The 13,603-nt window shown below is 39.7% G+C and carries 12 protein-coding genes; 9 read left to right on the forward strand and 3 right to left on the reverse strand.

All coding sequences use genetic code 11. The features are described from left to right. Positions 1-10: 10 nt before the first annotated feature. Positions 11-1,831 (reverse strand): sensor histidine kinase, encoded by a 1,821-nt coding sequence (locus I6J02_RS09185; protein ID WP_201681410.1) that lies wholly within the window; start codon positions 1,829-1,831, stop codon positions 11-13. A 128-nt stretch (positions 1,832-1,959) separates the two neighbouring features. Here I6J02_RS09185 and I6J02_RS09190 point away from each other — a divergent pair, with 128 nt between their 5' ends. After that, entirely contained in the window at positions 1,960-2,295 is a 336-nt protein-coding gene (locus I6J02_RS09190; protein ID WP_201681411.1) for a hypothetical protein, read from the forward strand. Between the two features lie 32 nt (positions 2,296-2,327). Here I6J02_RS09190 and pyk read toward each other — a convergent pair whose 3' ends face one another. Next, positions 2,328-3,758 carry a pyruvate kinase gene (gene pyk / locus I6J02_RS09195; RefSeq protein WP_201681412.1) on the reverse strand — a complete coding sequence of 477 codons (1,431 nt, stop codon included), beginning with the start codon at positions 3,756-3,758 and terminating at the stop codon, positions 2,328-2,330. 125 nt (positions 3,759-3,883) lie between these two features. Further along, the gene (locus I6J02_RS09200) at positions 3,884-4,390 is read right to left on the reverse strand and encodes an IPExxxVDY family protein (RefSeq protein ID WP_201681413.1); all 507 of its coding nucleotides are present in this window, start codon (positions 4,388-4,390) and stop codon (positions 3,884-3,886) included. A gap of 265 nt (positions 4,391-4,655) precedes the next feature. Here I6J02_RS09200 and I6J02_RS09205 point away from each other — a divergent pair, with 265 nt between their 5' ends. From I6J02_RS09205 to I6J02_RS09240, 8 genes are all read left to right on the forward strand, one after another. Continuing rightward, the gene (locus I6J02_RS09205) at positions 4,656-4,892 is read left to right on the forward strand and encodes an acyl carrier protein (protein ID WP_033563902.1); all 237 of its coding nucleotides are present in this window, start codon (positions 4,656-4,658) and stop codon (positions 4,890-4,892) included. 27 nt (positions 4,893-4,919) lie between these two features. After that, a complete protein-coding gene (gene fabF / locus I6J02_RS09210) occupies positions 4,920-6,173 on the forward strand; it encodes a beta-ketoacyl-ACP synthase II (protein WP_002997524.1) in 1,254 nt (417 codons plus the stop codon). 74 nt (positions 6,174-6,247) lie between these two features. Next, complete coding sequence (gene rnc, locus I6J02_RS09215) at positions 6,248-6,988, forward strand: ribonuclease III (protein ID WP_181875940.1); 741 nt, start codon at positions 6,248-6,250, stop codon at positions 6,986-6,988. Positions 6,989-7,148: 160 nt separating this feature from the next. After that, positions 7,149-8,534: a histidine--tRNA ligase gene (gene hisS, locus I6J02_RS09220; protein ID WP_201681414.1), complete on the forward strand. Its 1,386-nt coding sequence runs from the start codon at positions 7,149-7,151 to the stop codon at positions 8,532-8,534. 316 nt (positions 8,535-8,850) lie between these two features. After that, entirely contained in the window at positions 8,851-9,846 is a 996-nt protein-coding gene (gene pdhA, locus I6J02_RS09225) for a pyruvate dehydrogenase (acetyl-transferring) E1 component subunit alpha (protein WP_003008570.1), read from the forward strand. Between the two features lie 38 nt (positions 9,847-9,884). Beyond that, positions 9,885-11,534, forward strand: coding sequence for a 2-oxo acid dehydrogenase subunit E2 (locus I6J02_RS09230; RefSeq protein WP_201681415.1), 1,650 nt, complete (start codon positions 9,885-9,887; stop codon positions 11,532-11,534). 129 nt (positions 11,535-11,663) lie between these two features. Continuing rightward, positions 11,664-12,854 carry a serine hydrolase domain-containing protein gene (locus tag I6J02_RS09235; RefSeq protein ID WP_201681416.1) on the forward strand — a complete coding sequence of 397 codons (1,191 nt, stop codon included), beginning with the start codon at positions 11,664-11,666 and terminating at the stop codon, positions 12,852-12,854. Positions 12,855-12,876: 22 nt separating this feature from the next. Beyond that, positions 12,877-13,236, forward strand: coding sequence for a CoA-binding protein (locus I6J02_RS09240; RefSeq protein ID WP_201681417.1), 360 nt, complete (start codon positions 12,877-12,879; stop codon positions 13,234-13,236). Positions 13,237-13,603 lie beyond the last annotated feature (367 nt).

A 13,603-nucleotide genomic window follows, 5' to 3' on the forward strand; every position in this document is an offset into this window, starting at 1 on the left:
GCATTTCTAATTATAATTTGTGCCCTTTCAGTGGCAATGTAATATCAAAATTTGTGCCTTTATCCTTCTCACTTTTTACCTGTATCTTACCGTCAAGACGCTTGATAATGTCATTTACATAACTTAACCCGAGGCCAAATCCTTTTACATTATGAATATTCCCAGTAGGTATCCGATAAAACTGATCGAATATCTTCTGTTGCTGGTCACGTGTCATTCCGATACCCTTATCGCTAACAGATATCACTATTGTATTCTTATGGTTGTGGGTTCTGACAGTTATATGTGGACTGTCTTTACTGTATTTGATCGCATTGTCCACCAGATTAAACAGTACATTGGAAAGGTGTAACTCGTCGCCGATAACCACATCATCCTTTGCCTCCAGAAAAGTTTCCAGTGTTCCTTTGGATTTTTGAATCTGCAGTTGCATACTGTCCAGAACCGCATTGGTCAGATCATTAATCCGCACATCCATCCGGTCTATTTTTAAATTCTCTTTTTCCAGTCTGGCAATATTGAGTACCCTTTCAATGTGGTCTCCCAATCTGACGTTCTCATCGTAAATAATATTGGCAAGGCGATTTACTCTTCTTTCATCTGCAATTATTTCAGGATCCCGGAGAGACTCACTTGCAATCATAATCGTCGCCACAGGAGTTTTGAACTCATGGGTCATATTGTTGATAAAGTCAGTCTTCATTTCCGAAATTTTCTTTTGACGGAAGATCGTGGTCAGTGTGTAAGCAAAACAACCGATCAGTAAAACAAGTAAGGCGCCCATCGGAAAGAACAGGTATCCCATATTGTCCATGATAATATTACGTTTGTCCGTAAAGGTAATAGTCAGTTTTCCAGGTGCATTGCCAACGTCTCCCTGAAACAAGAGGGTAGAATAGCTGTTGTGCTTTTGAGGCTTATCCAGTTCACCCAGTGTATTGATGTTATACAGAATGCTGTTGTTCTCTTTGACTTCAATATTGAATTTGGAATTAATATCTCTGTTGTAAAGTTCCCTTGTCAGCTCTTTCTTAAGGAAACTAACATCGATACGACTCTTTAACGGACGTTTGGAAAGCTCCATGCTCGCTGCAAAATCTTCAATAACATCATTTTTCTTACCACCGATTACAGCAATGGAGTCATACAGATTGCTTGCATCATCAAGTTGTGACAGTTTGAGCTTATTTTCTAATCCATGTATACGAAGAGCAATCTTCATATCTGCTTTTGGCGGCAATGTCTTGATTGTAAAGTCCAGTGAATTAAGTTCGTACGGATTTAAGAAAGCAAGGTATCGGCAGCTGTCATCTTTTGCTGCAATACGTGCAATTTTGTCACCGACTGCATATACCTCAATTGAATTACCTATAGAATTATCTTCATAGACACCCTGTGAAATCAGAAGCTTGACCAGGTAATTATATTTTTTGCGTCGGATATACGTTTCATAGAACCAGTTTTCCAGAGGTACAATAATTGGATAACTCATCTTGAGTACATCTTCAGCATCTTTAAACTTTTGCTGAACTTCATACTGCTGGACGCGAAGTGCTTCGATCTGCTTTTGAATATTGATCTGGTCTTCTAAACGTTTTTGCTCCCGTTCGTATTTGACCTGGTTGTTTCTTTGCTGGGTTTTGGCAAATGCCATTACCTCATGTTTCTCTATTTTAGAGGCAACTGTAGCCAGAGACGCATTGACTGACTCATCGAAAAGCTGTGATTTCTGACGGAAAGAGTCGCGGATAAAAAAGTATTGCATAGCCATTACTCCAAGCAGAGCAATAGACATTAATCCGATAATGACAGTAATACTTCTTTGTTTCATTTGTTACAAAAATATAAATGCTTTACCTTCAAAACTTTCATTTAACAATATTTAACAGGCAAAGCAGCTTATTATGATTTGAAATTGAGAATTGTTGCTTAATTTTAAGGTAATACATTTCATAGATTATGAAACTGAAATATAGCATATTTACAGCACTTTTCCTAAGCATGTGGAGCTATTCTTCTGCGCAGGATTTTAAGGTTCAGGGTAAGGGAGGTCGTAAAGTTTTTCCGGATCAGCAGATTCCTTTACTGGATACCGTAAAAAGGCTGCAGGTTTATCCTCTGAAACCCAATGAGCTCAAAAACAGAAAAGGGGAAATCCCGACTATAAAACTATATGGCAAAGAATCCGCTCCTATGCCGGGGACAAAAAAAATGGATGAGTGGGATAAGCAACCCTTAAAAGAAGCGTATAACTTCCGCCCTTTGTTACTAAAGGATTCACTGAATAAAAAATAAGGTGGCTGAATATTCAGCCACCTTATTTTTATTTATTTTACTTCGGATACCCGAATTGTATTTGTTCTGCCTTTTTCGCGGAGTGGTGTTGAAGATGTATTGATTACGATCTGTCCCGGAGATACCAGGTTCTTTTCCGTAAGCAATTTGTTTACATCCTGAATTGTTCCGTCCGTACTTTCAAATTTCTCATATACGAAAGCACGTACACCCCAAACCAGACTTAAAGATCTCAACAGATTTTTATTTCCGGTGAAAATGTAAATATCTGCATCCGGTCTGTAGCTTGAGATTTCAAATGCAGTATAACCTGATGACGTCATCACGGCAATAGCTGAAGCTTTTGTTTTTTCAGCAAGGTATATAGATGAACCACAGATTGCATCAGGGATCTTAGTCAGATCTGTATGCTGGTCACTCTTGTCACTGTAATAGTTGTATGATGTCTGCTCTACATGTACAATGATTTTAGCCATTGTTTCGATAACGATTTCCGGGAATTCCCCTACAGAAGTCTCTCCGCTAAGCATTACAGCATCAGCACCGTCAAGTACAGAATTGGCAACATCGTTGACTTCTGCACGTGTAGGACGAGGTGTAGTGATCATGCTTTCCAGCATTTGTGTAGCGATGATAACCGGTTTGGAAAGGTCACGACATTTTTGAACGATGATCTTTTGCAATCCCGGAACTTCTTCCATTGGCATTTCCACACCCAAATCACCACGGGCAACCATGATACCGTCTGTAGCTTCGATAATTGCGTCGATATTTTCGATGGCTTCAGGTTTCTCAATTTTGGCAATTACGCGCGCATGGCTTCCTTTTTCTTTGATGATCTCTTTACATTGGTAGATATCCTCAGCCGAACGTACAAAAGACATCGCAATCCAGTCAGCACCATGGTCAAGTGCGAAGTTCAGGTTGTCCAGATCTTCTTCTGTCAGGGAAGGGATAGATACTTTTGTATTAGGAAGGTTAACACCTTTTCTGGAAGTCAATACACCGCCGTGAACAACCTGACAGAATACAGTATCTTTATGATTGGTAGAGATTACTCTCAATTGTAATTTACCATCATCCAGTAAGATAATCTCATCTTCCTTCACGTCATTAGGGAAGTTCTCATATGTGATATAGATACGCTTTTCGTCACCGATCAGTTCCTGAGTTGTGATTTCGACCTCAGAACCGTTGATTAAGATTGCGCCTCCCTCTTTCATTTTACCGATACGGATTTTTGGTCCTTGAAGATCGGCAAGAATAGCTACGTTAAAGGGATGTTCATTGTTGATTTCGTTGATTGTGTTGATCACTTTAAGGTGATCTTCCTGGCTTCCGTGAGAGAAGTTAAGACGACATACATCGACACCTTTGGCAATCATATTTGTCAAGACAGTTTTATCTGCTGATGCCGGGCCAAGTGTTGCCACAATTTTGGTCCGTTTTTGAATCTTCTTCATGTAATATTTTGTTTTAAAAACTACTTATATTCTTGTTTGCAGTTACCCTTCTTTTTACAGAGAATAACATCTGATTTGAAGTTTATAATTTATAGTGTAGTATGTACACTCTTCTTTCAAGTGCGCTAAAATATGAGATTTTCTTTAGATTTCAATATTTTAGGCATTATTTCTTTTACCATTATGACGTCATTTATGCGATTCAGATTCTGAATAAGGAGACGTAAATCTTCTTCATGTATGAAGTTTTTAATCACCAGAAAGAAGTCAAAATTTGCTATTTCAGGTATTAATAAACCGCCTTCCTGACTCCTGTTATTAATAAGATAATACTCGTATTCATAGTCGATATCGCAATATCTGTAGATGGCAAAATGATGTTTCAAAGCTGGCTTTTTGCCTTTGCTTTTCTCCTGTATGATATGGTATTCATACTCTTCTTTTCCCCCTTCTTTAATATTGCCTTTGTGGTCAATATTACTTTCCTTACCATACACAAACTGCAGGCCTGTACTTTTGTTGATAAAATGACATAATCTGTAGTCCCGTAAAGGGGAACTAATCCCAAGAAGAACAAAATCCAGTTCTTCTTCCATATCCATTTCCAATTTAAAGACAGTTATTTTATTCAATTTTGCTGAGATGTTTTACACGAAATTAGTATAATTTCACGTATCTTGCGGCTATTCTATGTAAAATTTGCATTAACAAAGTAGAATATTTGTAAATAAAGCCAAAAGTTAGTATTATTGGATACGGTTAAGTATTAGTCTTTTACAGTTTGAATATTGGATTAACATGCTTACTTTTGCTGCGCCAAAAAATCAAAAAGATTTGATAATTGGTGAAATTTATTTTTCTTTGCACAGATTTATTAAACAATTAAACTATAAAATCATGTCAGATATCGCTTCAAGAGTAAAAGCAATTATCGTTGAAAAATTAGGTGTTGACGAAAACGAAGTAACGCCAGAAGCTTCATTCACTAATGATTTAGGTGCTGATTCACTTGACACAGTTGAGTTGATCATGGAGTTTGAAAAAGAATTCAACGTAGCTATTCCTGATGATCAAGCTGAGAACATCGGTACAGTAGGTCAAGCAATCGCTTATTTAGAAAAAAACGTTAACTAACTAATTTAATTAGGCCAATCATCATAAATGGAGCTTAAAAGAGTAGTAGTAACAGGGTTAGGCGCTCTTACACCACTTGGCAATACTGTCCCGGAATACTGGGAAGGATTGATAAATGGTGTAAGCGGTGCTGCTCCTATTACAAGATTTGATGCATCAAAATTCAAAACCCAATTTGCGTGCGAAGTAAAAGATTTCGATCCGCATGATTTCATGGATCGTAAAGAAGCACGGAAGGTAGATCCTTTTGTTCAATACGCTATGGCATCTACGGAAGAAGCTATTAAAGATGCAGCACTGGATTTTGAAAAACTTGACACTAATCGGATAGGAGTGATCTGGGGTTCGGGGATTGGTGGATTAAAAACGTTTTTGGACGAAGTGTCAAACTTCGCCACAGGAGATGGAACGCCTCGTTTCAATCCTTTCTTTATTCCGAAAATGATCGTGGACATTGCTCCTGGTCATATCTCGATGCGTTATGGATTACGCGGACCAAACTTTTCGTGTGTGTCTGCATGTGCATCTTCGACTAATGCAATGATTGACGCATTCAATTACATTCGTACCGGTCTGTGTGATATTATCGTTTCCGGTGGCTCTGAAGCCATCATCAATGAAGCGGGCATAGGCGGTTTCAATGCATTACATGCGTTGTCTACCCGTAATGACGATCCGAAGACAGCATCCCGCCCTTTTGATAAGGATCGTGATGGATTTGTCGCAGGTGAAGGTTCGGGTACGATTATATTGGAAAGTCTGGAGCATGCATTGGCGCGTGGAGCAAAAATTTATGCTGAAATCGTAGGAGGAGGAATGAGTGCAGATGCAAATCATATCACCGCACCACACCCTGAAGGGTTAGGCGCAAAACTGGTGATGTCAAATGCTTTGCGTGATGCCCGGATGGATGGTCATGAAATTGATTATATCAATGTGCATGGTACTTCTACACCTCTTGGAGATATCAGTGAAACAAAAGCTATTAAAGAATTATTTGGGGATCATGCTTATGAATTGAACATTAGCTCGACCAAATCGATGACAGGACACCTTTTGGGTGCCGCTGGCGCGATTGAGTCTATTGCTTCAATCCTGGCTGTCCAAAATGATATAGTACCTCCAACAATCAACCACTTTAACGACGATCCTGAATTGGATAATAAATTGAATTTTACATTCAATACGGCGCAAAAACGTGTGGTAAATGCAGCGATGAGTAATACTTTTGGGTTTGGCGGACACAATGCTTCCGTTATTTTCAAAAAGTATCAACCCTAATTGCCTGTGCTGATTGTAGAGGGATCTTGTAATGGTAGAGAGAGGTTCTGTCCTCTCATCCTTTTTTGAGTAGCATGCCCTTTTCACGGATTTATAATTTGTATTTCTCGCCGCATAGAGCTTATGTGCGGAAGCTGAAAAACCTGTTGGGGTTTGTCCCTGAAAACGTACGGCTGTACCAGATGGCCTTCAGACATAAGTCTGTGGCCACCGCAATAAAGGAAGGTGCCAAAAACAGCAATGAAAGATTAGAGTTTCTGGGTGACGCAATCTTAGGATCTGTCGTCGCCGAGTTACTGTTTAAAAAATATCCCTACAAAGATGAAGGATTTTTGACCGAGATGCGGTCAAAAATCGTCAGTAGGGCCAACCTCAATCAACTCTCCCGAAAACTAGGTCTTAATGAACTGATTCAGTACGATGCACGTATGATCAGTTTTCCGAATAAACAGGGCTCGCTGTTGGGAGATGCTTTTGAAGCGCTTGTCGGAGCTGTATATCTGGACAAAGGCTATACATTTACCAAAAGTTTTCTTCTGAACAGAATTATCAAAACCCATGTTGATATTCAGTTGCTGGAAGTAACGGAGACCAATTTTAAAAGCCGATTAATTGAATGGTGTCAGCATCTTGGCAAAGACGTTCAATTTCTTCCTACGGCTAATCCTGAAGGAGAATCTTCCAAGATGTTCAGTATAGAAGCTATTGTTGAAGGAGAAGTCTGTGGTATAGGCCGGGACTTCAATAAAAAGAGTGCGGAAAAGCTTGCTGCAGAAAAAGCCTGCGAGTACCTCAAGATATTTGAGACCGAGTAACCTGTAAATTCTAATCTCACCACAGGTGTTTTCATAAAATTTCATAGGTGTTTAATTTGATTTTCATTGGTCATATGGAATATCCAAACTATATTCATTGGTATTAGTACAGCCTGTACTACATGGATATTTCATTTGTATACCTTACCTTTGCCGTGATATGGCAATAGTAAAACCTTCATTGGCTAAAGGCACGCGTGATTTTTCACCGGCCGAAATGGAAAAGCGTAATTATATTTTTAATACCCTGAAGTCCGTGTTCCGTAAGTATGGATATCAGGAAATTCAGACACCTTCTTTTGAAAATTTACAGACATTGACCGGGAAGTACGGTGATGAAGGTGATAAGTTGATTTTTAAGATCCTGAATTCGGGAGATTACCTCAGTAAAGCCCCGGATGCTCTTTTAGCAGAAAAAGCGTCTAATAGTCTGATTCCGCATCTTTCGGAAAAAGCATTGCGATATGATCTGACGGTGCCATTTGCCCGTTATGTGGTCATGCGTCAGCATGAAATCAGCCTTCCGTTCAAACGTTTCCAGATCCAGCCGGTATGGCGTGCAGATCGTCCGCAACGCGGGCGCTACCGTGAATTTTATCAGTGTGATGTAGATGTTGTCGGTTCAGAAAGTCTGTTAAATGAAGCAGAATTTATTCTGATCTATCAGGAAGCGCTGTGCGCACTGGGACTCAAAGATTTTGCAATCAAGATCAATAACCGGAAGATTCTTTCGGGAATAGCGGAAATAATCGGTAAACCGGAGCTTATCGTGGATATGACTGTTGCCATTGATAAGCTGGATAAGATAGGTCTGGATGGTGTCAATAAAGAGTTGCTGGAAAGAGGATTTACAGAAGCTGATCTTGCTATCCTGCGCCCGATCATTTTGTTGGAAGGATCTACTGCTTCTAAAATAGAGCAGCTTCGTTTGGTGCTGGCAAAATCCGAAACAGGACTACGTGGAGTGTCAGAACTGGAAGAAGTATTTTCATACCTTAACCAGTTGGATGTATCTGGTGAAGTATATGACAAATATATAGAACTGGACATCACATTGGCCCGTGGTCTTAATTATTATACAGGTTGCATATTTGAAGTAAAAACAAACGAAGTGACGATGGGCAGCATCGGCGGCGGTGGCCGTTACGATGACCTGACCGGAATGTTTGGTCTGAAAGGACTGACCGGTGTGGGCGTGTCTTTCGGAGCAGATCGTATATACGATGTGTTGGAAGAGCTGGACCTGTATCCGAAGCATGAGTCAGATAATACCAGATTGTTAATCGTCAATTTTGACAAATCTATCGAAGCATTTACACTTCCTTTATTAAACAGGTTACGTCAGGCAGGGATCGCTGCAGAGCTATATCCTCAGGCTGTCAAACTCAAAAAACAGATGAGCTATGCAGATGATAAACGTATACCTTACGTGCTTTTGGTAGGGGAGGAAGAAGTAAATACCGGACAGCTTTCTTTAAAAAATATGAACAGCGGTGAGCAGCAAAAACTTTCAGAACAAGAAATAACAGCTTTATTGAGTGATTAGATAAGGGGTGACTCCGTAACTGGAACAGATGAATATATCCGTTACGAATCTCTTCAAAAATAAATCTTTCAGCCGGAAGTAAATCATCCGATTTTGAAAAGCGACCATTTGAGAAAATATCAAATGGTCGCTTTGATTTTACGGAAAATATTCAAATGGAAATCTGCTGTTATTAAGCTGTTAAATTTTGTTAATCAATCGTGCAGAGCGCAATTAGAATGTTTTTACACTGTAATAAAATTGCAGTCTATGACAAAAATGTTGTAAATATTGATTAGATTTGTAGTCAGTTAAGTCAGAAATTCAATACTTGAAAATGAGTTCAACACCTATAACAAAAGAGACATATTTAGAGTGGTATAAATCCATGCTACTCATGCGTAAATTCGAAGAAAAAGCTGGTCAGCTTTACGGTCAACAAAAAATTCGTGGATTCTGTCACCTTTATATCGGTCAGGAAGCAGTAGTCGCTGGTACCATGTCGGTAATCGGTCCTGAAGATTCATTGATCACGGCATATCGTGACCATGCTCACGCATTAGCTAAGGGCGTATCTGCAGATGCTTGTATGGCTGAATTATATGGTAAAGCAACTGGATGTTCAAAAGGTAAAGGTGGTTCTATGCACTTTTTCTCTAAAGAGCACAAATTTATGGGTGGCCACGGTATCGTAGGTGGTCAGATTCCTTTAGGTGCAGGTATTGCATTCGCTGAGATGTACAATGGTACAAAAAATGTTAACGTATGTTACATGGGGGACGGAGCTGTTCGTCAGGGAGCTTTCAACGAGACCCTGAACATGGCTATGTTGTGGAAACTTCCTGTGATTTTTGTTTGTGAAAACAATGGTTATGCAATGGGAACTTCTGTACAGCGTACGACTAATATGATCGACATCTACAAAATGGGACATGGTTTTGACATGCCTTCAGCAGCTGTTGACGGAATGGACGTAGTAGCGGTTCACAATGCTATGGACGAAGCTGTTCAACGTGCACGTGCGGGAGAAGGTCCGACTTTCCTGGAAATCCGTACTTACCGTTACAAAGGACACTCTATGTCAGATCCTGCTAAATACCGTACTAAAGAAGAATTGGAAGAGTATAAAGGCCGTGATCCGTTGTTGTCTACTAAACATGCGATTCTGGAAAATAAATATGCTGATGATGCCTGGTTTGCAGAGGTGGAAGCTGATGTGAAAAAAGTGGTAGAAGATTCTGTGAAATTTGCAGAAGAGTCTCCATATCCGGATGCTTCAGAAATCTATAATGATGTTTACGTACAGGAGGATTATCCTTTTGTAATGGATTAATTGATAATTACTTTAACTAAATATAACGAAGCAAACAAATGGCTGAAGTAGTAAAAATGCCTAAAATGAGTGACACCATGACTGAAGGTGTTATCGCAAAATGGCACAAAAAAGTTGGTGACAAAGTAAATTCTGGAGATCTTGTTGCAGAGATTGAAACAGATAAAGCTACAATGGACTTCGAATCTTATCAGGAAGGAACATTGTTATATATCGGACCCAAAGAAGGTGAAGCTGTAGCTGTGGATGCAGTGATCGCTGTACTTGGGGAAGAAGGAGAAGATTTTCAGGCATTGCTTGACGGATCTTCAGACGCTTCTGCTGCTCCTGCAGAGGAGAAAAAAGAAGAAGCTAAAGAAGAAACAGCTGCATCAGAAGAATCTTCTTCAGCAAGTGTGTCTGCAGAAGACCTTGGTGTAACTGTGATCACAATGCCGTTGCTGAGTGATACCATGACTGAAGGTGTCATTGCACAGTGGAACTTTAAAGTTGGAGATACCATCAAATCTGATGATGCTATTGCTGACGTGGAAACGGATAAAGCGACCATGGAAGTAACAGCATATGCAGACGGTACTTTATTATATGTTGGTCTTGAAGCCGGACAGGCAGCGAAAGTAAATGATATCATTGCTATCGTAGGTCCTGCAGGAACAGATGTAACACCTTTACTGAATCAAAAATCTGCAGCTCCTAAAGCTGAATCAAAAGAAAGCAAAAAAGAAGAAGCCCCTAAAGCTGCTGCTGAAAGTGCTTCTGTTGAAACTGCCGCCGGTTCTTCTGCTGATGATTCAAGAGTGAAAGCTTCTCCTTTAGCGCGTAAGATTGCTAAAGAAAAAGGAATCAACCTGAATGATGTAAAGGGTTCTGCAGATGGTGGACGTATTGTAAAGAAAGATGTTGAATCATTCGTACCTTCTGCGAAGCCTGCTGCAGCACCTGCAAGTACAGGAGCAGCGCCTGCTACAGAATCTAAAACAATCACATTGCCAACATATGTAGGCGAGGAGAAATATACAGAACAGCCGGTATCGCAAATGCGTAAAACAATTGCACGTCGCCTGTCTGAAAGTTTATTTACAGCTCCACACTTCTATCTGACTATCAGTATCGATATGGATAATGCGATCGCTGCCAGAACGCAGATTAATGAGGTAGCTCCTGTAAAAGTATCCTTTAATGATATTGTTATCAAAGCTGCTGCTGTAGCCTTGAAAAAACACCCTGCTGTAAACTCATCATGGGGTGGTGACAAAATCAGATTCAATGAGCATACAAACATTGGTGTTGCAATCGCTGTTGAAGATGGTTTGTTAGTTCCTGTGGTACGTTTTGCAGATGGTAAATCATTATCACACATCTCTACTGAGGTTAAGGATTTTGCACAAAGAGCCAAGTCTAAAAAATTACAGCCTTCAGATTGGGAAGGTTCTACATTTACAGTATCCAATCTGGGTATGTTCGGTATTGATGAATTTACTTCTATCATCAATTCTCCGGATGGAGCAATCCTTTCTGTAGGAGCAATCCAGGCTATACCTGTTGTTAAGAACGGAGCTGTAGTACCGGGTAACATTATGAAACTTACTTTGGGATGTGATCACAGAGTCGTGGATGGTGCAACCGGAGCCGCGTTTTTACAAACATTAAAATCATTGATCGAAAATCCGGTAAGATTATTAGCGTAATCCGGACCTGTCAACACATAAATAAGAGCCACTTTAGCAATAAAGTGGCTCTTTTATTTGCCCATTACATACTAAATTGTTATTTTTTGGCATTATAGATATATACCTCAAAAATTTAAAGAAAAACTTGTGAAATTGATTGTTGCGAAAGTCCTATTAGGTTTAAGTGTTATGAGTTTGATCGGCTGTACATCTGCCGAAGAACGTAAAATTAAAGAAGAAAAAAATCAGGCAGAACAGGATAGTATAAGGCTTCTGTATAACCCGAATGAAGCGGATAAGGCAGTGGATGCTTTTATGCAGAATCTTCATAAAAAGGCTGGTTTCAATGGTAATGTGCTGGTGGCAAAGAAAGGTAAGATCATATATGAAAAATCATTTGGATGGGCTAACTATTTATTAAAGGATAGCTTAAATATTCAATCTCAATTTGAACTTGCTTCCGTTACTAAGCCAATGACATCAATTGCAATCCTCAAACTGGTAGAGGAAGGAAAGTTAAAACTGGATCAGACAGTAAATGATTTTTTTCCGGATTTCCCTTATGAAGGAATTACAGTAAAAATGTTGTTGACGCACCGTTCGGGACTTCCGAATTATGTCTATTTTGCCGATGGTGTATGGAAGGATAAAAAGAAAGGGATGAGTAATATGGATGCCATCGGTTTGCTGACGGAACATAAACCGGGAAGATACGGCAAACCGGACGGTCGTTTCCATTATAACAACAGCAATTTTATGGTGTTGGGGGCTATCATAGAAAAAGTTTCTAAACAGGATTATGCTGTATTTCTAAAGGAGAATGTATTTGATCCTGCAGGAATGAAACATACTGCAGCTTATTCCAAAGCTGTTTACGAAAAAATACCTGTCAAAGTAATCGGGCATGATAAAATATGGAGAAGATCTGTTGTACAGAATTTCCTGGATGGGCCGTTGGGAGATAAAGGAATTTACAGTACGGTAGAGGATATGTTTCTTCTGGATATCGCATTGCGGGAAGGTCGGTTGTTAAAACAGGAAACATTGGATTCCGCATATGTACCACGCAATGACCCGAGTAAAAAGGGAGCATTCGGATATGGATACGGATGGAGGACTTTTAATCATAATGATCAACAGGTGGTGTATCATACAGGATGGTGGCACGGATTTCGTAATCTGTATGTACGCGATCTGAAAAATGATGTAACCATTGTATTATTGTCCAATATGACCAACGGTAGTCTGGTCAAACTGGATGAATTGTACAAAATCCTGGGAATGCCAATCCTTCGGAAGAATGCATATAATGCAGATGGCGATTTTATGGTAGACTAATGCAAACAGATAGGAGAATCGTATGAAAAAAACATTAATAATAGGTGCCAGTACTAATCCGGAACGCTATTCATATAAAGCCGCTCATATGCTGACAAGGTTTGGGCATGATATTGTAAATGTAGGTTTGAAGAAAGGTGTCGTAGCTGAACAGGCAATAGAACCGGCTGAGACTATACATACTGATATTGATACCATAACTATGTACATGGGTGCTCAAAATCAAAAACCTTTATACGACTATATCCTGAAAACTGCTCCCCGACGTATTGTCTTTAATCCAGGAGCGGAAAACAGCGAGCTGGCTCAACTGGCAGAACAAAAAGGTATAGAGGTTGAAAATGCCTGTACATTGGTTCTGTTAAGTACAGGACAGTATTAACGATTTTTTGAATTGGAGTGTGTACATCCGTATATTTCTCTAAAGAATAAAGGTCTGCCGGGATAATCGGCAGACCTTTTATATAAGATATCCTGACCTGAATTTTGGATCTTACTTTATAATACAGATGGTTTTTTATCCATCCGGGAATAGCTTGGGCCTTTATATATACCGGTGCGGACACCGGCAAACGCTTTAGCTGCGTCTGTTAGTGTCTCCACCAACAGTATAGTGGTGAAGTGGCACTAAGTAGCAGAAGTATATGGTTGTCATATCAGTCTTTAACCTCTCTCCCGGAAAACCGGGATCTCTCCTTGGAGAGTTCGGTTTAACCTTTATTCTTCCTCTGGCGCAAGCATGAGTGTAG

Source organism: Sphingobacterium spiritivorum (assembly GCF_016725325.1).
GTDB lineage: Bacteria > Bacteroidota > Bacteroidia > Sphingobacteriales > Sphingobacteriaceae > Sphingobacterium.